Source organism: Aurantiacibacter zhengii (assembly GCF_003584125.1).
GTDB classification, from domain to species: domain Bacteria; phylum Pseudomonadota; class Alphaproteobacteria; order Sphingomonadales; family Sphingomonadaceae; genus Alteraurantiacibacter; species Alteraurantiacibacter zhengii.
Window position 1 is genome coordinate 265,383 of sequence record NZ_QXFL01000002.1, and the last position, 20,945, is coordinate 286,327.

The window sequence follows — 20,945 nt, forward strand, 5'->3', positions numbered from 1 at the left end:
CAAATCTCCCGGTCGGCATCAGAATTCGAAGCGCAGGCCGGCAGAAGCGGTCCAGCGTTCATAGTCGTAGAGGGCGATGTTGCTCCAGTTGCGCGTGTAGGTGACACGCGGCTGGAGGAAGATATTGCGTGTTAGCGCCACTTTCAGGCCTCCTTGCAGGTCCAGCCGCTCGTCCGATCGCGAGACGAGGAAGAGCGGGTCCGGCGCGTCGTAACGGCGCAGGTCGAACGATCCGCCCGCTACCAGCGCCAGCCGCTGCGACAGCGGCAGTTCGGCGCCGAGGGAAGCTGTTGCGAACCAGTTGGAGTAGTGATCCCCGGCAAGCCGCCGCGTCTCCTCGACCCCGCCCTGCACGCTGGCGGAAAGGTTCTTCGTGACATAGCCGATCGCAATGGCTGCGCGGTCTGCATCCAGCAACGGCTGGCCCGAATAGTTCAGGCGATTGTACTGCGTGGACACGGTCAGCGCCTGCCCCCCGCCGGTCATGTGGGTATATTGCAGAATGGCGCCCACGCTGTCGCGGTAGCCATCCCAGTCGAGAGCGAACACCTGCGCCTGCGCGCTGAGCGAAATCACGTCGCGATTGGCGAAGGAATGCGCGTAGCCCGCCGTTGCGGTCAGGCTTTCCTGGCTGAAAGCGGAAACATCGAAATTCTCGCGGGCATTGCCCAGCAGGCTGCCGAAGATGCGGTCCTGCCGACCGACTGCATGAACGCCGGAAATGCCGAGGCTGAGCTCGGCAAATTCGTCATCCTGCGCGCGGGCCCCTGCCCCCAGCGTACCGGGCCCCAGGAAGCTGAACAGCGGAATGGTAAGCGTGGTGAGGTCGGTGGCGGCGTTGACGTTGCTGTCGTGCCCCACGCGCGCATCGACGAAGCCCGAAACGCTGCTGCCGCCGCCCGAAATCTGTTCCTCGAACTGGCGGACGAATCCGGTAAAACGCTGGCGCACGGGATCGGGCAGGCTGGGATCGTCCACCACAGTGGCGAATTCCTCGCGCGCTGTGTCGATATCGCCCGCCATGGCATAAGCCCGGGCCAGCTCGGCGCGCGCCGCGGCGTTATCCGGTTGCACGGCCAGCACGCGCTGGAGGGCGATAATCGCTTCCCCGTAGCGCCCGGTGTCGATGGCCGCGATGGCCAGCGCATAGTCGAACTCCGGATCGCCTGCGCGGCTGTCGACCTGCGCGGAAAGCTCGCTCCAGCTTCGCTCGGCATCGCCGCCCGATTGCGCCGAAGCTGGCGAGGCGAGCGCGATCAGCAAGGCTGCCGCAATCCCCGTGTGAGTGCGAAAACCCGGACTTCTTTTCATCTAACTGCCCCCAAGCATTGGAAAGTTCCACCAATGCTGGGGGGCCTATTATACTCCGGGCCGCGAACTGAATGACAATTGCGTTAGGTATATTACAAATACCGTAACGCAGTTGTCGGCCACCTATTCGTCAACCCAGTCCTTGCGCAGGGAGGGTCCGGCAAATGCCATTAGCAATGCTGCCAATCCATAAAGGGCAAGCGCGTAGAGCATCGAATATCGCAGTGCCTCATCCCCGTAGATCGGAGCGAGGAAGTCCGACAGGGCACCCAGCGCGTAGATCCCGCCGCCCAACCCGATCAGGTTGTTGATCAGCAGGAACAGCGCCGAGGCAGTCGAACGCGCTGCGGGCACGACGAGGTGCTGTACTGCGGAGAGGACCGGACCGAGCCAGATATACGCGAGAGCCTGCGGCAGGAGGAACAGGACGAATGCCAGCTTCCAGTCGCTGCTGGTGATCCCCGCGGCGAACAGGGGCGCACCGAGAAAAAAGGCCACGCCCGGAAGCCATGCGTAGAACGCGCGGTCGCGTCCGCCCAGGCGATCGGCCAGCAGCCCGCCCGCCAGCACGCCGACTACACCGCCGAGAAGCAGGATGGCGCCGAAGAACTGCGACGCGCCCACAAGGTCGAATCCGAAGCTGCGGATCAGCAGGCTGGGCAGCCAGAAGGCAATGCCGTAACCCAACATGGAGGACGTGGCCGCGCCGAACGCGAGGAACCAGAAGCTCTTCTTGCGCGCGAGGACTGCGGCGGTTTCCTTTAGCGTCGGGGTTTGCGGCAAGGGCGCGGGATTGTCTGCCGCGACCTTGGGCTTGGCCCTGTCGCGCACCAGCAGCTTAAAAACCGGCACGATCACGACGCCCGTCAGGCCCACGGCAAAGAACGCCGCGCGCCAGTCCACCGTGGCCGCGATATAGCCGCCCATCAGCACGCCCAGACCGGAGCCGATGGGAATGCCCAGCGAGTAGATCGAAAGCGCCGTGGCGCGCTGCTTGCTGGGGAAATAGTCGCCGATCAGGGCATAGGAGGGGGCAACCCCGCCCGCCTCGCCGATCCCTACGCCAAGGCGCGCGAGGAAGATGTGCCAGAAATTCTGCGCCAGTCCGCACAGGGCGGTGAACCCGCTCCATGCAGCCAGCGAAACCGCTATCACCCAGCTGCGACTGGTCCTGTCCGCCAGTGCCGCCAGGGGCACTGCCATCGTGGAATAGAGCAGCGCGAAGGAAATTCCGCCCAGCAGGCCCATCTGCCCATCGCTGAGATCGAGATCGGCCTGGATGGGCGCTGCAAGGATCGACAGGATTTGCCGGTCGATGAAGTTGAAGATGTAGACCACCAGCAACATGGCAAGCACCACGTTGCGGTTGGGGTCGGCCCTGCTGACAGCGGCTGAACTCATTTTAGGTGTTCGCGCAGGAAGTCGTCGATGGCTGCCAGCGCCGCCGGCTCATCGAGCATGGGTGCGTGGCCCCGGTCAGGAACGTTCACGTAGCTGAAGGCGCCCTTGTGCCGCTCTTGCATGGCTTCCACGGTATCCACGGCCAGCAGGTCCGACAAGGCGCCGCGGATCACCAGCACCGGGGTTTCACCAAGTGCTTCCCACAAGGGCCACATATCCGGCTGCGGCTCGTCACCGATATCGGCAAAGCCATCGGCGATGGCGGGATCGTAGGCGAATGCCACGCGCCCGTCGGGCAATTCGCGGCAGGTACGCCGCGCCCACGCCTGCCAGTCCGCTTCTCCAAAATCGGGAAAGGCGTCAGCGTTGATGGAAGCACAGGCGTCTGCAGCAGCGTCCCAGTCGGCGAACGGCTCCCCGCCGCCGACGTAACCCCCGATGCGCGCAAGGCCTTCCGGGCTTAGCACGGGGCCGACATCGTTGAAGACGATGGCAGGGAAGTGACCCGGCTTCATGGCATTCATGACCATCGCCATGAGCCCGCCCATCGAGGTGCCGATGAGGCCGGGCCGTTCGATGCCCAGGCTTTCCAGCAGCGCGAACATGTCGCCGGCATAGACATCCGGACGATAGCGGGAGGGGTCGGTTTCATCCTGCGACAGCCCCCTGCCCCGCTGGTCCGGCACGATCAGGCGGTAACGGACCGCCAAATGCCGGGCCAGGGGTTCGAAATCGCCGCTGTTGCGGGTCAGCCCGTGCATGAGCAGCAGCGGGGGACCGTCCGAGGGGTAGTCGCGTGCGAACAGCTCAAGCCGTCCGCACGCGCTGCGATAGCGATGCTCTTTATGATCCATCATCGAAGTTCCTGTCCGCAGGATGCGGATCAGAATTCGATGGTGGCGGTGGCGTATACCTGGCGCGGGTTGCCGTAGTAAGCGGTCAAGGTACCCTCGGTGCCCAGCGTCGGCACCGGCGGGTTGCCAGCCACGAAGTTGTAGCCGGAGGTGATGTATTCCTTGTCCGTCAGGTTGCGACCGTAGAGGCCGAGGCTGAAGCCGCCATCCGCGCTGGTCCACACGATGCTGGCATCCACCAGAGCATAGCCGGGCTGGTCGAGGAACTCGTTGGGAACCTCGAACTGGTTGGTGCTGCTGCGGTAGGAAACCGTGCTGCCCAGATAGAGATCGCCGCTCCCCACGGGTGTGGTGTAGCCCAGCGTTGCGCTGCCGCTCCACTCCGGCGTGTTCTGCACTTCGCGCAGGTCCGAAACGTCGGTCGGCACGCCGCCGATATTGGTGATGAACTGCGTGTATTCGGCATCGATCCAGCCAAGTGAACCCTGGAAGCGCAGCATGTCACCGGGGGCGAGCATGTCACGGCCCAGGCGGGCGTTGGTTTCGAGTTCGACACCCTTGAACTCTGCAGCTCCCGCATTCGACACGACGCCGCAGAAAGTGGCGATCCCGCCCACGTTACAGGCTACCGAGCCGGGAATTTGCACGTCGGTATATTCGGCGTAGAAGCCGGCAACCGCGATGTAAACCGCATCGTCCAGGAGGCTGCCCTTGTAGCCCACTTCGTAGCTGTCGACCGATTCCGGCGCGAAGCTGAGGAAGTCCGCAACCTCGTCGTCGGTCGGCATGCCGGGCGTTGCGGCAGGCGCGTTCACGCCCACGCCGCGCGGGTCGAAACCGCCGCCCTTGAAGCCCTGCGAATAGCTGGCGTAGAGGTTGTGATCAGGCGTCGGCTGGAAGCTGAGCGAGACGCGCGGAGTGAACTTGTCGAAGTCCGCGGTTCCCTGGAAATCGGTGCTGGGGGCGCCGAAGGGAATGCCTGCACCGCCGAAAACCGGCGAACCGCCACCCAGATAGTTCTGGCGCAGGATATCTGCCGTGCGTTCGTCCCAGGTGTAGCGACCGCCGAGCGAAAGGCTGAGCTGGTCGGTAAGTTCGTAGGTGAAATCGCCGAAGACCGCGAAAGTCTCGGTATCGACGTCGGCCTGGGTAAAGGCGGTGAAGCCGGCGAACGTGGTGAACAGGCGAACATCGAATTCGGTATCCGCCGTCGCGCTGAGGAAATAGCCGCCAAGCAGGCCGGTGAACGGGCCGCCATCGTCCCAGATGAGCTGCAGTTCCTGGCTCACCTGGGTGTTGCGGTAGAAGGCAGGCACGTCGACGTCGACAGCGGGCAACGCATCGAAATCGATCGGGGATGAACTGTCATCCTCGCGGTATGCAGTAATGGAGCGCAGTGTCAGCGCGTCGGACAGGTCGACGCGAGCATTCAGCGCCAGACCAAAGGCTTCCACGTCCTGCGCCGGATCGACCAGGCCACCGCGCGTGTCGAAAACATCGTCGAGCACCGGTGCGCCCGATACGGCACCCGGAATCAGGCGATGGCCGCCGCGCGCGTTGGAGCGGTCGTGCGTGTAATCGCCGGTGAAGCGCAGCAGGTAGGGCCCACCATTGCCGCCCACCTCGATGGTGCCGCGCGCGGCCCAGATATCCTTGTTGTAGTTTTCCTCGCCCGTGGTCAGATTCTCGCCGAACCCATCGCGAGAAAGGCGCGCGACGGAACCGCCAACGCGGACAACGTCGGTCAGCGGCGTGGAGGCGGTGACGACGCCCTCGGCGCGGCCGTAGGTGCCTACCGTTCCGCGCAGACGCAGGCTGGTTTCGTCGGGCAATTCGCGGGTCACATATTTCACCGCGCCGCCGATGGTGTTGCGGCCGTAAAGTGTGCCCTGCGGACCGCGCAGCACCTCGATCCGCTCCACATCGTAGATGTCGAGAACAGCAGCCTGCGGGCGGTTCAGGTACACATCATCAAGATAGATGCCCACGCCCTGCTCAAACCCGGAAACCGGATCCTGCTGTCCGATGCCGCGGATGAATGCCGACAGGGTGGAGTTGGTACCGCGCGATTCCTCCAGCGTGGTGTTGGGCGTGATCTGGGCAATGTCGGTGATATCGACAGAACCGCGCTGTTGCAGTTCTTCCGCTCCGAAGCTGGACACGGCGACCGGCACGTCGACGAGGCGTTCCTCGCGGCGACGGGCCGTCACGATGATCGTGCCGCCCTGCGCTTCTTCAGCCTGAGGAGCAGTTTCCCCGCCTTCCTGGGCATGCGCGGGAATGGCCAGCGCACCAAGAACAGCAGCAACGGCAGCGGATTGCCAGAGAATGGCCTTCGACATCGATAATCTCCCAAGAACGATTCTTATTGGCGCCCCTGATATTGAAACATGAACCACCTTTCAACTTTTAGTTTTTGCTCTTCGCACCGAAAGCGGTTAGCCATTGCAAAATGGCAACATCCAAGCCCCCGGCCCCACGCAGCGACACCAAGGCTCCGCGCACAGAACGCGGGCGCCAGACGCTGCGCAAGCTGCTGGATGCGGCGGCAAAGGAGTTTGGCGAAAAGGGTTTTCACGAGGCGTCGATCAGCGGGATCACCCGCCGCGCGGGCACTGCGCTGGGCAGCTTCTACACCTACTTCGACAGCAAGGACGAGATTTTCCGCGCGCTGGTGAAGGATATGAGCGGGCAGGTCGCCGCCCATGCAGGCAAGGCGGTTACCCCCGAGCTTGCGCCCTTCGAGGTGGAGCGGGTTGCTCTCCACGCATTCCTCGAATTTGCGCGCGACAACAAGGAGATCTACCGCATCATCGACGAGGCGGAGTTCGTCGACCCCGCCAGCTTCCGCGAACATTACGAGACGACCGCGAGGCGTATCCTCGAGCGCCTGAAAAAGGGCGAGGCCGCGGGCGACCTGCGGGAAGGAATGGACGAGGCCCACGCATGGGCCATCATGGGAATGAACGTATTCCTGGGCCTGCGCTATTCGGTGTGGGACGAGGGCAGGGAATCAGACCGCGTTGCCGATCTTGCCAACGCCATGTTGCGCCATGGCATCGGCCGGGACTAATCCGCTCCCGCCTATTTTAGCGTCTCGATGATCGAGGAGAAATCGCGGGCGCCGTTGCCTTTCTCATCGAACTCTTCGTACAACTCGCGCGCGCGCCGACCCATTTTGGTGTCGACGCCGGCGGTGTCCGCCGCAGCCATCGCAAGCTTCAGGTCCTTCAGCATCAGGCCCGTGGCAAAGCCGCCCTGGTAACCGTTGTCGGCAGGCGACTTCGGTCCCACGCCGGGGACCGGGCAATAGCTCGTCATGGACCAGCATTGGCCGGAGGAAACGCTGGAGATGTCGTAGAAAGTCTGCGGGTCCAGCCCCAGCTGCTGCGCCATGGCAAAGGCCTCGCAGGTACCGATCATCTGCACGGCGAGCAGCATGTTGTTGCAGATCTTGGCGGCCTGTCCGTTGCCGGCCTGGCCCGCATGGATCACCGCCTTGCCCATGCCTTCCAGCACCGGCTTCGCCTTGGCGAAAGCTTCATCGCTGCCGCCGACCATGAAGGTGAGCGTACCCGCCTCTGCTGCCGCGATCCCGCCCGACACGGGCGCATCGACCATGGCATAGCCCGCAGCCTCGGCAGCCTCGGCCACTTCGCGCGCGGTCGCCACGTCGATGGTGGAGCAGTCAAGGAACACCGCGCCCTGCGGCGCCTTGCCGATCACGTCGCTGGTATAGACCGATTTCACGATCTCTCCGTTCGGCAGCATGGAGACGACCGCATCCACGCCCTCGCATGCTTCGGACGCCGAAGAGAAGGTCTCGCAGCCGTGCTCCTTCGCGGTGGCCAGCGCCTGTTCGCTGAGATCGAAGGCGCGAACGTCATGGCCCGCATTCGCCAGGTTAGCGGCCATCCCGCCGCCCATGTTGCCGAGGCCGATAAATGCGATCTTCATGTCAACGTCCTTTCCACTCGCCGTCGCGTTTCTCGACGAAGGCCTTCATGCCTTCCACCTTGTCCTCGCTGGCGGTGAGGATCTGGAAGAGGCGGCGTTCGTGGCTGAGGCCGTGCTCCAGCGTCGTTTCAAACGCGGAGTTGACCATTTCCTTGTTGGCGATCGCGGCCATCGGCGGCTTGGAGGCAATTGTCTCGGCGGTCTTCATCGCGTCGGTAAGCAGTTCGTCATGCGGCACCACGCGGGCCACCAGCCCGGCGCGCTCTGCTTCCTCGGCATCCATCATGCGACCCGTCAGGCACATTTCCATCGCCTTTGCCTTGCCGACAGCGCGGGTGAGACGCTGCGATCCACCCATGCCGGGCGCAACGCCGAGGTTGATTTCCGGCTGGCCGAATTTCGCCTTGTCGCTGGCAAGGATGATGTCCGCCATCATCGCCAGCTCGCAACCGCCGCCAAGGGCAAAGCCGTTCACGGCGGCGATCCAGGGCTTGCGCGTGCCCTTCACCACCTTTGTCTGCCAGCCGGAGAAGAAATCCTCGAGGTAGAAGTCCACCGCGTCCTTCTCGACCATTTCCTTGATGTCCGCGCCCGCGGCAAAGGCCTTTTCGCCCGAACCCGTCAGCACAAGACAGCGCTGGCTCTTGTCTGCATCGTAGGCAGCGAATGCCTCGCCCAGTTCGCGCAGCACGTCGCTGTTAAGTGCGTTCAGCGCCTTGGGCCGGTTTAGCGTCACCAGCGTCACGGCGCCGCGTTTCTCGACTAGAATGTTGTTGAATTCGCTCATAGTTTTTCGTCTCCTGTTCAGGATGCGCAGCGTTTGCGGATGTTGGTCGGGTCCGAAGGATAATCGACATTCTGCATTACCAGCCGCTCCGGATTGCCTTGCAGGCTGAGCCGGAAACGGCTGTTCCAGTTCTCACCTTCGCCCTCCATGGCGAGCGCCACGTCCGCGCCGTCCGCACCGATGGACACGTTTTCCACCTCGCCAACGGATTCGTAGAAAATCACCTGGTCGGCGGAAATCTCGACCCGCAAGTCCGATGCGGGATTGCAGTTGCCATCCACGTAATCCCATGCCCCGTGGTACCGCGCCGGGATACCATCGTCTTGCGCCAGGTCGTCCGTCTGGGTCAAGGAAGGTGCCCCGTCACCGATGCCGCCGTTCGGCTCGACCGGTATCGCCGTTTCGGCAGCGTCTGGCCGTGGCTCGCTCGGCTCGTCCTGCGAGCCGCAGGCAGCGAGTGTCAGCAGCGCCACCGGCAGGGCCAGCTTCGCACGCATCGACATCACCCCATCGTGGGAATGACGAAAGCGTTGGAGCCATCGCCGCCGCCATCGGGCCAGCGTTGGGTCACCTTCTTGGACTTGGTCCAGAAGCGCAGCCCTTCCATACCATACTGGTCGATGTCGCCGAAGCCGGAACGCTTCCACCCGCCGAAGGAGTGGTAGCTCACCGGTACCGGAATCGGCACGTTGATGCCTACCATGCCCACGATTACCCGGTTCGCGAACTCGCGCGCGGCGTGGCCGTTCCGGGTGAAGATGGCAACGCCGTTGCCGTACTGGTGTTCGCTCGGCAGGCGCAGCGCGTGCTCGAAATCCTTGGCGCGCACGATCTGCAGCACGGGGCCGAAGATTTCTTCCTTGTAGCTTTCCATATCGGGCGTGACCCGGTCAAGCAGCGTCGGGCCGACGAAGAAGCCATCTTCGTGCCCCTGCAAGCTGAAGCCGCGCCCGTCGATCACCACTTCGGCGCCCTCGGCCTCGGCGGTGTCAATCCATTTCTCGATCCGCGCCTTGTGTTCCGGCGTCACGACCGGGCCGTAATGCGCATCGGGGTCGTTCGACACGCCGACGCGCAGGGCGTTGATTGCGGGGATCAGCTTTTCGCGCAGGCGGTCTGCCGTCTCATCGCCCACCGGCACGACCACCGGCAGCGCCATGCAACGCTCGCCCGCCGAGCCGAATGCGGCCCCTGCAAGGTCATTCACAACCTGCTCCAGATCGGCATCGGGCATGACCACGCCGTGGTTCTTGGCTCCGCCAAAGGCCTGCACGCGCTTGCCGTTCGCCGCGCCGCGTTCGTAGATATACTGCGCGATATCGCTCGAACCCACGAAGCTGACCGCGGCGATGTCACGGTGATCGAGGATGGCGTCGACCATTTCCTTGTCGCCGTTGACCACCTGCAGCAGCCCCTCGGGCGCGCCTGCCTCAACGAAGAGTTCAGCCAGGCGGATCGGAACGCTGGGATCGCGCTCGCTGGGCTTGAGGATGAAGGCGTTGCCCGCCGCGATCGCCATGCCGAACATCCACATCGGGATCATGGCGGGGAAGTTGAACGGGGTGATGCCGGCGCCAATGCCAAGCGGCTGGCGCATCGAATAGACATCGATGCCCGGCCCTGCGCCGTTGGTGTATTCGCCCTTGAGCGCCTGCGGAATGCCACAGGCAAACTCGATCACTTCAAGCCCGCGCTGCACGTCGCCGTGCGCGTCGTCCACCACCTTGCCATGTTCGCTGGAGAGCAGTTCGGCGAGTTCCTGCTTGTGCTGTTCTACCAGCCGCTTGAACTCGAACATCACCCGTGCGCGTCGCTGCGGATTGGTGGCTGCCCATTCGGGCTGCACCTTCTTCGCCTGAGCGATCGCGCGATCGAGCAGCGCGGCATCGCCCAGCGCGACCTCGGCCTGCACTTCACCCGTCGATGGGTTCCATACCTGATGTGTGCGGCCCGTCCCGCCAGAGCCTGCGCCGCCGGCAATGAAATGATCGATCTGTCGCATGGGTTTCCTCTCTTCCTGCGGTTACAGCGCATGTCAGTTGGAAAAGTTGCAGGCAACAGAAAAGTTTCACCTGCAACCTTATCGGCTCCAGACCGGATTTGCTCGCGGGCTATTTCCGCCTGGCGAAGAACGCCGCGATGGCTTGTTGCACCTCGGCGCCTTTCAGTGCTCCTGCGAACACCTCGGCTTCTACCTCGATCTGCGCCAGCATGGCCTCGCGGTTGTCGGCCAGCAGGTTGCGCGTCTTGGCCAGTGCCTGGGGTGGACGCTGGAGCAGGTCATCAACCCGGCTGCGGGCGTAGTCCTGCACCTCGGCTACGGGCATGACGCGGGTGACGAAGCCGCTGGCCTCCCCGTCCTCGGCGGAGAGCGGTTCGCCGAGCATCAGCAGTTCCGCAGCCTTGGCACGGCCGAAGATGGCCGGCGCGGCGAGGCTGGATCCCCCCTCCGGCACCAGGCCGAGGTTCACGAAGGGCATGACGAATTGCGCATCGTCCGCCGCATAGACTAGGTCGAAGTGGAACAGCATGGTCGTGCCCACACCGATACAGGCGCCGTGCACCGCGGCGACCAGCGGCTTGTCGAAAGTGGCGACCGCGCGGATGAAGTTGATCGCCTCCGTCGCGCCGGTATCGGCAACGGCGAGGAAATCCTTGAGATCGTTACCCGCGCAAAAGGCTTCGCCCTCGCCGGTGAACAGCACCACGCGGATATCGTCGGAGGCAGAGGCACGCTCCAGCGCGTCGATCATCGTCCGGTACATCGCCAGCGTCAGAGCGTTCTTGCGATCCGGGCGATTAATGCGGATTTCGAGGCATCCCGGCGTTTCCCGAAGCTGGATTTCCTGATCCGGCACATGCATCTCCCTATAACTGAAGCCATGCCAGACATGGCTCCGCCAATTTATTCGATTGCCCGCTGCTAGGGCCATCCTTCCCGGCATTCAAGAACATGCTTCCCCTATGGCGACGCCGGAGCGGGTCGGGCTCTGCCCCTCGCCCGCCGTCACGCGGACACATTGGGCAAGTCGTGCGTTGGCAGCACAAGACAGAGGAGCATCCTTTTGCCGATCACCATCAACGACACGCCCCACGACCTGCCCGATGACCCCAGGGTCAGCCTGCTCGATTTCCTGCGCTCCCATGCGGGCCTCACCGGTACCAAGAAAGGATGCGATCACGGCCAGTGCGGTGCCTGCACCGTGCTGGTGAACGGCGTGCGGATCAATTCCTGCCTGTCGCTCGCGGTGACCCACGATGGCGACGAGGTGACGACAATCGAAGGCTTGGGCTCGCCCGTGTCGCCCAGCGAGATGCAACAGGCCTTCCTGCGTCATGACGGGTTCCAGTGCGGTTACTGCACGCCTGGCCAGATCTGCTCGGCCACGGCCATGCTGAAGGAGATTGCAGCAGGCTGGCCCAGCGACGCCACCGACGACCTGGAGGCATCGCCGAAACTCACGGGCGAGGAAATCCGCGAACGAATGAGCGGCAACCTGTGCCGCTGCGGCGCCTATGCCAATATCGTCGCCGCTATTCGCGATGTCGCGGGAGAAAACGCATGAGGCCCTTCGACTATCAACGCGCCGAGAGGCTTGAACATGCTGCGCAGCTCGCTGCCGACGATGACACGATGGCGTTGGCAGGTGGTACCAACCTCATCGACCTGATGAAACTGCAGGTTGAAACCCCGCAGACGCTGGTGGACATCGGTCGCCTGTCGCTGGGTGAAATTGCCGACGAGGGCGATGGTCTGCGTATCGGCGCACTGGCAAGCAACACCGCCACGGCAGCGCACGCCCGTGTCCGCTCCGACTATCCGGTACTGGCGCGCGCCATCCTTGCTGGCGCTACCCAACAGTTGCGAAACAAGGCCACCACCGGCGGGAACCTGTGCCAGCGCACGCGCTGCTATTACTTCACCAATATCGACCAGCCCTGCAACAAGCGTGAGCCCGGCACTGGCTGCGGTGCGATCGACGGTATTGCTAAGCTGCACGCCGTGCTCGGCACCAGCCCGCATTGTATCGCCACCTATCCTGGTGACATGGCCGTCGCGCTCGCTGCGCTGGATGCCACGGTCGAGATTGCCGGAGACAGCCATGAACGCAGCGTGCCGGTGCGTGAGTTCCACAGGCTGCCCGGTGACACGCCGGAACGTGACAACGTGCTGGAAGCCGGCGAGATCATCACCTCGGTCACGCTTCCCGCACCCGTGGGTGGCACGCAGATTTACCGAAAGGTGCGCGAGCGATCGTCCTATGCCTTTGCCCTGTGCTCGGTGGCCGCGGTGATCGACATGGCAGACAACCGCTTCACCCGCGCGGACCTTGCCTTCGGCGGGCTGGCGCACAAGCCCTGGCACGATCCGCGCATTGCCGACCTTCTGGTTGGCAGCGAACCCTCTCCCGCCTTGTTCGACAAGGCTGCCGACCTGCTGCTGGAAGATGCACGAGGGTATGGCGAGAACGATTTCAAGATACCGCTCGCGCGCCGAACGCTGACCGCGGTGCTGTGCGAAGCGACAGGAGTTGAAGCATGAGCGTGCATTGCAAGCAGGATGCTCCGGACGAGCGCAACGTGCTCGATTCAACGAAGCAGGGCGTACTGGGCGAACCGCTGGAACGGCCCGAGGGGCTTCTCAAAGTCACCGGAACGGCCACCTACGCCGCCGAGTTCGACGCGGAAAGCTGCCTGGAAGGCGTGCTCGTCACCCTTCCTGTTGTGCGCGGCACAATAACGTCCATCGACCGCGAAAGCGTGTTGCAGATGCCGGGCGTGGTGGCGGTGATAACCGACGAACGCCTGACCGGGCGCGCCGCGCAAGGCATGGCAGGCGAAGCCCCGTTCCAGCCTGCGCAGCAGGTCTGCTACTGGGGCCAGCCCGTTGCCCTTGTGGTGGCCGAAAGCTTCGAGGAAGCGCGCGATGCGGCAAAGCACCTGTCGGTCGAATGCAACGCGGACGAAGGGGATGCCCCCCTCGATCCCGATACGGTGGAGGCGGAGCAGCGCAAGCCCACGAAGAATGGCGATCTGGCCCATGCGATGACGCAGGCGGCCCACAGCGTCGATGCGACCTTCACCACCGATGGCCACGCCAGCGCCGCCATGGAACCGCATGCCGCAATGGCACAGTGGGATGGCCAGTCACTGACCGTCCACGCATCATTGCAGATGCTGAAGTTCAACCGGGCGGAACTGGCGGATTCGCTGAACCTGAAGGAAAAACAGGTCCGTCTGATCGCGCCCTATGTCGGCGGTGGTTTCGGTTCCAAGCTGGGTATCAGCCAGGAGACCGTGGGTGCGTCTCTCGCCGCCATGAAGCTTGGCAAGCCGGTGCGTGTCGTCATGAGCCGCCAGCAAGTGTTCCAGACGATTATGCGCCGCTCGGAAACGACTCAGCGCGTTCGCCTGGCTGCCGATAGCGAAGGCCGCCTGACAGGCTTTGGACACGAGGCGCGGGTATCGAACCTGCCCGGAGAGGAATTTGCCGAGCCGGTGCTGCAGTCGAGCCAGTTCCTCTACGGCGGCGACAACCGGCTGTTGCAACTGGAAGTCGCGCGTATCCACCGGATGACAGCCGGATCCGTTCGCGCGCCGGGCGAGGCCGTGGGCGTCCAGACCGTCGAACAGGCGATGGACATGCTGGCCGAAAAGGCTGGTATCGACCCAGTAGAGCTGCGCCTGCGCAATATTCCTGAAAGACACCCCGCGAAGGACAAGCCCTACAGTTCGCGCAAGCTTGCCGAGTGCCTGCGCGAAGGGGCAAGCGCCTTCGGTTGGAAAGATGGCCCGCGCAAGCCGCGCCACACCCGCGAAGGCGAATGGTGGATCGGCAGCGGTGTTGCCAGCGCCGCGCGCATTCACGCGGTCGTGGAAGCCAAGGCGCGCGTTACGCTTCGGCCCGACGGCACCGCGCTGGTCGAAACCGATATGACCGACATCGGCACAGGCACTTACGCCATCCTGGGTCAGGTCGCGGGCGAGATGCTGGGCTTGTCGCTGGACGATGTCGAGGTGCGCCTTGGCGATACCGACATGCCCCCCGGCTCCGGCTCGGGCGGCAGCTTTGGCGCATCGTCGTGCGGTTCGGCCGTGTTCCTGGCCTGCGAAGGGCTGCGTGATACGCTCGCCGAAAAACTGGGCATCGAGGCGAGCGATCTTTCGTTGAAAGATGGCTTCGCCCTGTGGGAAAACGAGAAAAAGTCGATCGCCGAGGTGCTGGACGGAAAGGCGATTGAGGAGATCGGCCATTTCGAGCCGGGTAAATCGACCGAGGACTATGCCGTGGCCAGCTTCGGCGCTTTCTTTGCCGAAGTCGCCGTCAATCACTGGACTGGCGAAACCCGCGTGCGCCGTATGACAGGGGCATTTGGGTTCGGGCGCGTCCTCAACGCGCGCACGGCCCGTTCGCAATGCCTTGGCGGCATGACCTGGTGCATCGGCAATGCGCTGACCGAAAGCCTGTTGTTCGATCCTACCGACGGCCACCTGGCGAACTGCGACCTGGCAGAATACCATGTCCCGGTGCACCGCGACGTACCCGATCTTGAGGTCGTGCTGCTGGAAGAACGCGACGCGGCGGCCAGCCCCATCCAGGCGAAGGGCGTGGGCGAACTCGGCTTGTGCGGCGGCGCCGGTGCCATCGCCAATGCCATCTACGATGCCTGCGGAGCGAGGGTATTCGCCTATCCGATGACCCCCGACCGCGTGCTGGCGGCAATGCCCGATAAGTAATCCGGCAAGTCCCTCGCCAGCAAGGCATTAGCGATCAGCGGAACGACAGTTCCACCGCACTGCCATCGTAGGCGATTGTCGTCGTCGGCTGTGCGGAGAAAACCTCCATGCCGCCGTCGCCATCGTGGACCACAATCCCGATCTGGCGTGTGGCGTGCATGCCGGGATAGCTCCCGCTGCGCTCGCCGATTACCAGTTTGCGCGCGCCTTCGTCCCACGACACTGGTATGCGCGTGAACTCGCCGTCGCGGTAACCCATGTCGGTGCCTTCGTCTTCGTATAGCGTGAAGCTGCCATTGGCTCCCGCGAACACATGGACGGTCAGCACCCCTCCGGTATCCTGCGCAGTCGACTGAATTACGGGACCGGTCGGAACGATCGCTCCTGCGCGTACGAACAGCGGCATCCTTTCGCGCGGTGCGGCTGCCGTTACCGATTGGCCGCCCGCCAGTCGCTGGCCGTTGTTTGCATCGAACCAATTGGCATCTGCGGGCAGATAGACCTCGCGCTCACGCGCCTCGAACTGCGTGACGGGAGCCACCAGGAATGATGGACCGAACAGGTATTCGTCATCGATCTCCCATGTTTCGCGGTCGTCCTCGAAATCCATCACCAGCGGGCGCATGATCGTGCCGTCGTCGAAATGCGTGCCCGCTGCGACGGTGTAGATGTAGGGCATCAGCGCGTAACGCAGGCGGTGATAGTAGGTGAGACTTTCCATCATCGCCGGATCGTCGGCTGCTATTACCGGCGTCTCGCGGTGCGGGAATTCGCCATGACTGCGAAACAGCGGGCTGAATGCGCCGAACTGGAACCAGCGGGTATAAAGCTCGCGCCATTCGGGCAGATGCTCGGGGTCTTCCTGGCTGTAACGGTTCTCCAGCGAGAAGCCGCCGATATCGTGCGTCCAGTGTGGCACGCCCGCCAGCGATAGGTTGAGGCCCGCGCTGATTTGGTCGCGCAGGTCGTCCCACCGCGCAGCCACGTCGCCGGACCAGAGCGCTGCCGACGCGCGCTGTACGCCGCCGAAGCCGCTGCGGGTGAGGATGAACGGCCGGGTGTCCGGCTGCGCTTCCCGCAGGCCCTCCGCCACGCCCTCTGCATGGGGGAGCGGGTAGGAATTGAAGATCGCCGCGCCCGGAACGCCGGTGGCGGGGCTGGTCATCTGGTACTTGCGCTCCTCGACGGAGAGGTTGGAATGCCAGTCCGGCTCTGTCGCATCCATCCACCATGCATCAAAGCCCATCGGCAGCAAGGTATCGCGCACCTGCCGCCAGTAGATGTCGCGCGCCTCGGCGGTGTAGGGATCGTAGAAGGTGTTGGCATAGCCCGGCCCCACCCAATCCAGCTGGCCTGCTTCCAACGGGCGCTCGTAGAGGTAGCCGCCAGCCGCCAGTTCCTGCGCGTGGGCAGTGGTCGGATAGAATTTCGGCCAGACGCTGATCATGATCCGCGCGTCCTGATCGTGCACCTCGCGCACCATGGCGGTGGGATCGGGGAAGCGGGCAGGATCGAAGCAGTGACAGCCCCAGCTGTCCTCGGGCCAGTAAAACCAGTCCTGCACGATATTGTCGATGGGGATTTGCGCCGCGCGATAGGCACTGACCACGTCTAGCAATTCGGCTTGCGTGTTGTAGCGCTGGCGCGATTGCCAGAAGCCAAAGGCCCATTCGGGCATCATCGGCGCCTTGCCCGTCAGGCGGCGGTATCCGGCAATCGCGTCGTCCATGTTAGGCGCGGGGACGACGTAATAGTCGATGGCCTTGCCCGCCTCGCTTGCGAAGCTGACCGAATGGCGATCGGCATCGGGCAGCGGGTCTGCATGTTCGAGCGCGATGTAGCCCTGGTTCGGCTCCCAGTCGATTTTCAGTTCGACTGACTCGCCAGCCGTCAGTTCGAGTTCAAAATTGTGATACCACGGGTTCCAGTTCTGCCGCCACCGGTTGAGAACCTCCTCCCCATCGGCGGTGACGGTGACATAGCTGGAGGAATAGAGCCGGAATTTGTGGGTGCCGCTGACTTCGGGCGTGAAGCTGCCGGTCCACAGGACACGCTGCGTTTCCACCGCATTGCCCTGCGTATTCTGCCCCGTTGTCGCAGCCTCCACCGCAGCAGTTGCTTCCTCCGGCCAGTCGGCCTGATTGCGCAGATACTGGTAATCGATGGTATCTTCGTAGCGGCTCAGGACAAGCTCATCGCCGAGGAAATACTCTGCTCGCCACCCCGGGATCACATCCCCCATCTGGTGATCCGGACTGTTTACCCGCATCATCCCGTAACCCCTATCGGCCACGAGCTTCTCGTAGGGCTCCGGATCGCCGACGCGGGTAATGGAATTGTTGTCCCACAAGAGGCCGTACCCGCGCGTGGAGACAAGGTAGGGCACGGCAATCGCCATGTTGTGCTGAGCGAGTTCCACGTCTTCGCCGTTGTAGTTCATCTGCCGGTTCTGGTGTTGGCCCAAGCCGTAAAGACCCTCGTCGGTGCCGCGGTTGAACTGCACGCGGGTGGCGAACCACCCCTGCCCTTCCAGCTCGACCGGCGTAATCGAGCGCGCCGAAGCATTCTCGTCGAGCAGCAGCTCCCCCTCGCGCCCGTAGACGACCAGCCGGCCGTCGGTCAGCTGCACCATCGCCGTCCCGCCGGATGAAACGAGGCTGGCCCACCCATCGTCGGTCGAAAACCGTGGCAAGCCATCGGGCTGGGCGATCACCATCAGGCTTTCTGCCGCATCGGTTACGTCATCGGCAACGGTCACCCGGAAGCTGCCGTCCGCAAAGGCAAGCACGCGCACCTCTTCGCCGTTATCGGTGCTCACGATCATCCCGTGATCGACTTGCCGGGCCTCTCCCGCCAGGGCCGAACTCGTCAGCGCCAGCAGGCTGGCTGTTGCGGCTAGTGCAAGTCTCATCGGTAGGTCCCCATTTCCACGCGCAGCCAAACGGGCTGCTCTCCAAAGTTGAATCCGTAATCCACCTGGTCGCCGTTCCACCGCCGCCGCATAACCCATTCGCCGTCGACGAAGGTGCCCTCCTGCGCCTCGATGATCTGCGCCTGTTCGCCAGGAGAACCATCGGCGAGTGCGAAGCGCACTCGTACGTGCTGCCCGGCAAGGAGGAAGGTGTGTGTATCGAGCTGCGCAACCATCATGCCGCCGGTAGGCACGTCCTTCAGCGGATGCTCCTGCTGGCCATCGAACGACCAGTCGTCCTCGCCGAACATCCAGCGCCCGTACTGGACGTCGATCTGCCAGCGGCCCATCTCGTGAGACTGGTCGCTTCCATCCTGCCCGCGTGCGGTGCCCCAGGTCGGACGGTCCATCGCAATACGCGCCCAGTCGCGCGCAGCGGGCGCAAGGAAACGGTAAGGGGCTGCGAAGGCCTCTAACGTCTCTTCGTCCAGCACCGCCGCGCCGAGCGGATGATTGATATAGCCGGACCTGTCCATGCCGAATGGGCTGAACATCACGCCGCCGCGCCCCAGCGCGGGCCAGATAAAGCGGGCGTAGTCCCGCGCGTTGCCGATTTCGGGGACCAGCAGGGGCCATCCACCCTCCCCATAGCGATCGAGGTAGCGGACCACCGCATCTGCATTGCGGTTGTAGATGTCGGGTCCGTAGGCATCCACGCTGGGCGCCGCGATCCGCCAGATTGGCAGCGCATTCCAGTTGGGACCGCCAGAAGGGCCGACATCGCCGCTCCCGTCGGTAAAGGCATCGCCCAGGGCGGCATTGACCAGCACCGGCAGTTCCCACTCCGCCAGCCCGGTGCGCGCCACGGCTTCGACATAACTGGCCATGTGCCAGCTCATGAAATATTGCTCGGCACGAGGGCCGAAGGCATCGGACCACGTGCCACGCGCTATGCCCAGCCCGTCGGCCAGTTCCTGCGGGATCGGCTGCGCAAACAGGCGCGCGGGGCCATCGGCGTGATCCCGCGCCAGCCGGTAGCTGCCGGTTTCGTTCTCCACTTGCACCATGATGACCGTGTGCTGGCGGTCGATCCGCGCCAGGTGTCGCATCACTTGCGCAAAGGCGCGCGCGTCGGCCTCACGGGTCGCTGCGGCGTGGGGAGAGAGCGCGTAGTGCGCACTGCCCTCGGGCGTGCGCATGCGCGGAAACCGCTCCCCGTCGCGCTTTACCCAGGCGGGCGCGTAGCCTGGTGCGGTATTCTTGAACGCGCCATACCACAGCAGCACCAACCGCTTGTCGTGCGCCCGCGCCTGTTCCAGTAGCGTATCCAAAAAAGTCAGGTCGAACAGTCCCTCCTCCGGCTCAACCTGCTCCCATGCGACCGGCATCAGTAGCGTATTCGCGTGCAAACGTTCCACCATGGGCCACACGGTTTCCAGCATGGCGGGATAATTGGAAGAATTGTTCGCCTGCACCGCGAGGGCAAGGTAGGGCTCGCCATCGACCACGAGCGCGGTTTGGGTGCCGCTCCGGTCGAAATGCGGGGCTTGCGACCAAGCCGGAATCGCTGGCAAGCACATCAGGGCCACGCCAGCCAATGCTGAAAATAGTCGCAGGACTCCCTCCCATGTTTGCGCTACCATCGCAAAAATGCGACGCATTGCAAGCGTTTCGGTTACGATGGGAAAGGGGTGAGGAATTGGTTAGACACGGTCTTGTATTGGCGAGCGTCTTTGGAATGGCGGCATGTGCCACGGTACCGGTAACACAACCGGCCGATGTCTCCACTTTCACCCCGGACTGCCCGGCGATTGGCAGCTTTCTCGACACAGCGGTATCGCAAGGTCGCACGGTCGGTGCATCGGCGCTGGTCTGGAAGGATGGCACCGAAGCCTGCTTTGAACGCGCTGGCTTGGCATCGCGCGAGGAAAACAGACCGTTCGCGCGCGACACGCTCGTCCAGATATTCTCGATGACCAAGCCGGTAACCGGCGTAGCGCTGATGCAATTGTGGGAACAGGGCGAGTTCGGGCTCGACGATCCGCTGTACTGGCATCTGCCGGAATACCGGGACCTGCAGGTCGCCACCGAAATGGGCAGCGACGGCGACCTCGTGCTGCGCGACCCGTCCCGCCCGCCAACCATGCGCGACGTGATGCGCCATACCGCGGGCTTTACCTACGGCGGATCGGACGAACCGGCGGACATCGTGTGGGAGCGGCTGCAACCGCTTTCGCCCGACAACACTCTCGCCCAGTTTTCCGAGGAGATGGCCCAGGTACCCCTGATCGCCGATCCGGGCACCCGCTGGTTCTATTCCGCCGGTGTCGATGTGCAGGCGCGGCTGGTAGAGGTTCTGTCCGGCATGGCTTACGACGATTACGTTGCCGCCAATATCTTCACGCCGCTGGGCATGACCGACAGCGCATGGAAGCGCGACAGCGAGGATCTGGACCGGCTGGCCCGCATATATGTCGCCGACGAGAACGGTGCCCTCGTACCGATGCCCCGCGAAGAATGGCTGGAGCCGAATTTTGCGGGAAAGCCGATGACCATGGGCGGTTCCGGCATCGTGACCACGGTGGACGATTACATGCGCTTTGCCCGCATGCTGCTGAACGAAGGCGAGCTTGACGGCCAGCGCATCCTGCAGCCGGCGACAATCCGGATCATGGCAACGAACATGCTCGATGCCCGCATAACCCCGGAAAACCGCCTGTGGCTGCCAAGCAAGGGATCGGGCGGTTTCGGTCTGAATTTCTTCGTTCGCACTTCGCCGCCAATGTCGCCGGAAGAGAACAGGGGAACGGTCGGCGAATTTTTCTGGGACGGCTATCCCTCTATGCTCTTCTGGGTGGACCCGGCACAGGACATGGCAGTCGTCTTCGCGACCCAGAAGGTGCCGTTCGACAACGCGCTGCACCACGATTTTCGCGACGCCGTTTATGGCGCGGACTATGTGGGGCTTCCGCCAGAATAGCGATAC

At 63.6% G+C, this 20,945-nt stretch carries 16 protein-coding genes; 5 read left to right on the top strand and 11 right to left on the bottom strand.

Translation table 11 applies throughout. The features are described 5' to 3' along the window. Positions 1-18: 18 nt before the first annotated feature. The 4 genes from D2V07_RS05045 to D2V07_RS05060 form a co-directional block, all read right to left on the bottom strand. A complete protein-coding gene (locus tag D2V07_RS05045; protein ID WP_119585393.1) occupies positions 19-1,311 on the bottom strand; it encodes a tetratricopeptide repeat protein in 1,293 nt (430 codons plus the stop codon). 123 nt (positions 1,312-1,434) lie between these two features. Then, the gene (locus D2V07_RS05050; protein ID WP_119585395.1) at positions 1,435-2,712 is read right to left on the bottom strand and encodes a spinster family MFS transporter; all 1,278 of its coding nucleotides are present in this window, start codon (positions 2,710-2,712) and stop codon (positions 1,435-1,437) included. After that, positions 2,709-3,569 (bottom strand): alpha/beta fold hydrolase, encoded by an 861-nt coding sequence (locus D2V07_RS05055; protein WP_325048998.1) that lies wholly within the window; start codon positions 3,567-3,569, stop codon positions 2,709-2,711. The genes D2V07_RS05050 and D2V07_RS05055 overlap by 4 nt, the downstream gene beginning before the upstream one ends. A 26-nt stretch (positions 3,570-3,595) precedes the next feature. Then, positions 3,596-5,908: a TonB-dependent receptor gene (locus D2V07_RS05060; protein WP_119585398.1), complete on the bottom strand. Its 2,313-nt coding sequence runs from the start codon at positions 5,906-5,908 to the stop codon at positions 3,596-3,598. A gap of 110 nt (positions 5,909-6,018) precedes the next feature. Between D2V07_RS05060 and D2V07_RS05065 the strand changes: the two genes are divergently transcribed. Continuing rightward, a complete protein-coding gene (locus D2V07_RS05065) occupies positions 6,019-6,639 on the top strand; it encodes a TetR/AcrR family transcriptional regulator (protein WP_119585400.1) in 621 nt (206 codons plus the stop codon). A gap of 11 nt (positions 6,640-6,650) precedes the next feature. Here D2V07_RS05065 and mmsB read toward each other — a convergent pair whose 3' ends face one another. From mmsB to D2V07_RS05090, 5 genes are all read right to left on the bottom strand, one after another. Further along, complete coding sequence (mmsB, locus tag D2V07_RS05070) at positions 6,651-7,523, bottom strand: 3-hydroxyisobutyrate dehydrogenase (protein WP_119585402.1); 873 nt, start codon at positions 7,521-7,523, stop codon at positions 6,651-6,653. 1 nt (position 7,524) lies between these two features. Continuing rightward, a complete protein-coding gene (locus D2V07_RS05075) occupies positions 7,525-8,310 on the bottom strand; it encodes an enoyl-CoA hydratase-related protein (RefSeq protein WP_119585405.1) in 786 nt (261 codons plus the stop codon). A gap of 17 nt (positions 8,311-8,327) precedes the next feature. Beyond that, entirely contained in the window at positions 8,328-8,813 is a 486-nt protein-coding gene (locus tag D2V07_RS05080; protein ID WP_119585407.1) for a hypothetical protein, read from the bottom strand. Next, on the bottom strand, positions 8,813-10,312 hold the full coding sequence (locus tag D2V07_RS05085) for a CoA-acylating methylmalonate-semialdehyde dehydrogenase (RefSeq protein WP_119585409.1): 1,500 nt from the start codon (positions 10,310-10,312) through the stop codon (positions 8,813-8,815). The genes D2V07_RS05080 and D2V07_RS05085 overlap by 1 nt, the downstream gene beginning before the upstream one ends. Before the next feature lie 109 nt (positions 10,313-10,421). Beyond that, a complete protein-coding gene (locus D2V07_RS05090) occupies positions 10,422-11,168 on the bottom strand; it encodes an enoyl-CoA hydratase-related protein (RefSeq protein WP_233548248.1) in 747 nt (248 codons plus the stop codon). A 207-nt stretch (positions 11,169-11,375) separates the two neighbouring features. Here D2V07_RS05090 and D2V07_RS05095 point away from each other — a divergent pair, with 207 nt between their 5' ends. From D2V07_RS05095 to D2V07_RS05105, 3 genes are read left to right on the top strand one after another with little or no spacing between them, the layout of a single operon-like run. Next, positions 11,376-11,876, top strand: coding sequence for a 2Fe-2S iron-sulfur cluster-binding protein (locus D2V07_RS05095; RefSeq protein WP_119585413.1), 501 nt, complete (start codon positions 11,376-11,378; stop codon positions 11,874-11,876). Beyond that, complete coding sequence (locus tag D2V07_RS05100) at positions 11,873-12,853, top strand: FAD binding domain-containing protein (RefSeq protein ID WP_119585415.1); 981 nt, start codon at positions 11,873-11,875, stop codon at positions 12,851-12,853. The genes D2V07_RS05095 and D2V07_RS05100 overlap by 4 nt, the downstream gene beginning before the upstream one ends. Then, positions 12,850-15,048: a xanthine dehydrogenase family protein molybdopterin-binding subunit gene (locus D2V07_RS05105; RefSeq protein ID WP_119585417.1), complete on the top strand. Its 2,199-nt coding sequence runs from the start codon at positions 12,850-12,852 to the stop codon at positions 15,046-15,048. Before D2V07_RS05100 ends, D2V07_RS05105 begins: the two co-directional genes overlap by 4 nt. A gap of 34 nt (positions 15,049-15,082) precedes the next feature. Here D2V07_RS05105 and D2V07_RS05110 read toward each other — a convergent pair whose 3' ends face one another. Further along, positions 15,083-17,959: a TIM-barrel domain-containing protein gene (locus D2V07_RS05110; protein ID WP_119585418.1), complete on the bottom strand. Its 2,877-nt coding sequence runs from the start codon at positions 17,957-17,959 to the stop codon at positions 15,083-15,085. Next, the gene (locus D2V07_RS05115; protein ID WP_233548249.1) at positions 17,956-19,539 is read right to left on the bottom strand and encodes a DUF5597 domain-containing protein; all 1,584 of its coding nucleotides are present in this window, start codon (positions 19,537-19,539) and stop codon (positions 17,956-17,958) included. The genes D2V07_RS05110 and D2V07_RS05115 overlap by 4 nt, the downstream gene beginning before the upstream one ends. Before the next feature lie 158 nt (positions 19,540-19,697). Here D2V07_RS05115 and D2V07_RS05120 point away from each other — a divergent pair, with 158 nt between their 5' ends. Next, a complete protein-coding gene (locus D2V07_RS05120) occupies positions 19,698-20,939 on the top strand; it encodes a serine hydrolase domain-containing protein (protein WP_119585420.1) in 1,242 nt (413 codons plus the stop codon). Positions 20,940-20,945 lie beyond the last annotated feature (6 nt).

Excerpts from the sequence above, each read along its gene's own strand:
- D2V07_RS05045 (WP_119585393.1), bottom strand. The coding sequence starts at position 1,311 with ATGAAAAGAAGTCCGGGTTTTCGCACTCACACGGGGATTGCGGCAGCC.
- D2V07_RS05050 (WP_119585395.1), bottom strand. The coding sequence starts at position 2,712 with ATGAGTTCAGCCGCTGTCAGCAGGGCCGACCCCAACCGCAACGTGGTG.
- D2V07_RS05055 (WP_325048998.1), bottom strand. The coding sequence starts at position 3,569 with ATGATGGATCATAAAGAGCATCGCTATCGCAGCGCGTGCGGACGGCTT.
- D2V07_RS05060 (WP_119585398.1), bottom strand. The coding sequence starts at position 5,908 with ATGTCGAAGGCCATTCTCTGGCAATCCGCTGCCGTTGCTGCTGTTCTT.
- D2V07_RS05065 (WP_119585400.1), top strand. The coding sequence starts at position 6,019 with ATGGCAACATCCAAGCCCCCGGCCCCACGCAGCGACACCAAGGCTCCG.
- mmsB (WP_119585402.1), bottom strand. The coding sequence starts at position 7,523 with ATGAAGATCGCATTTATCGGCCTCGGCAACATGGGCGGCGGGATGGCC.
- D2V07_RS05075 (WP_119585405.1), bottom strand. The coding sequence starts at position 8,310 with ATGAGCGAATTCAACAACATTCTAGTCGAGAAACGCGGCGCCGTGACG.
- D2V07_RS05080 (WP_119585407.1), bottom strand. The coding sequence starts at position 8,813 with ATGTCGATGCGTGCGAAGCTGGCCCTGCCGGTGGCGCTGCTGACACTC.
- D2V07_RS05085 (WP_119585409.1), bottom strand. The coding sequence starts at position 10,312 with ATGCGACAGATCGATCATTTCATTGCCGGCGGCGCAGGCTCTGGCGGG.
- D2V07_RS05100 (WP_119585415.1), top strand. The coding sequence starts at position 11,873 with ATGAGGCCCTTCGACTATCAACGCGCCGAGAGGCTTGAACATGCTGCG.
- D2V07_RS05105 (WP_119585417.1), top strand. The coding sequence starts at position 12,850 with ATGAGCGTGCATTGCAAGCAGGATGCTCCGGACGAGCGCAACGTGCTC.
- D2V07_RS05110 (WP_119585418.1), bottom strand. The coding sequence starts at position 17,959 with ATGAGACTTGCACTAGCCGCAACAGCCAGCCTGCTGGCGCTGACGAGT.
- D2V07_RS05115 (WP_233548249.1), bottom strand. The coding sequence starts at position 19,539 with ATGTGCTTGCCAGCGATTCCGGCTTGGTCGCAAGCCCCGCATTTCGAC.
- D2V07_RS05120 (WP_119585420.1), top strand. The coding sequence starts at position 19,698 with ATGGCGGCATGTGCCACGGTACCGGTAACACAACCGGCCGATGTCTCC.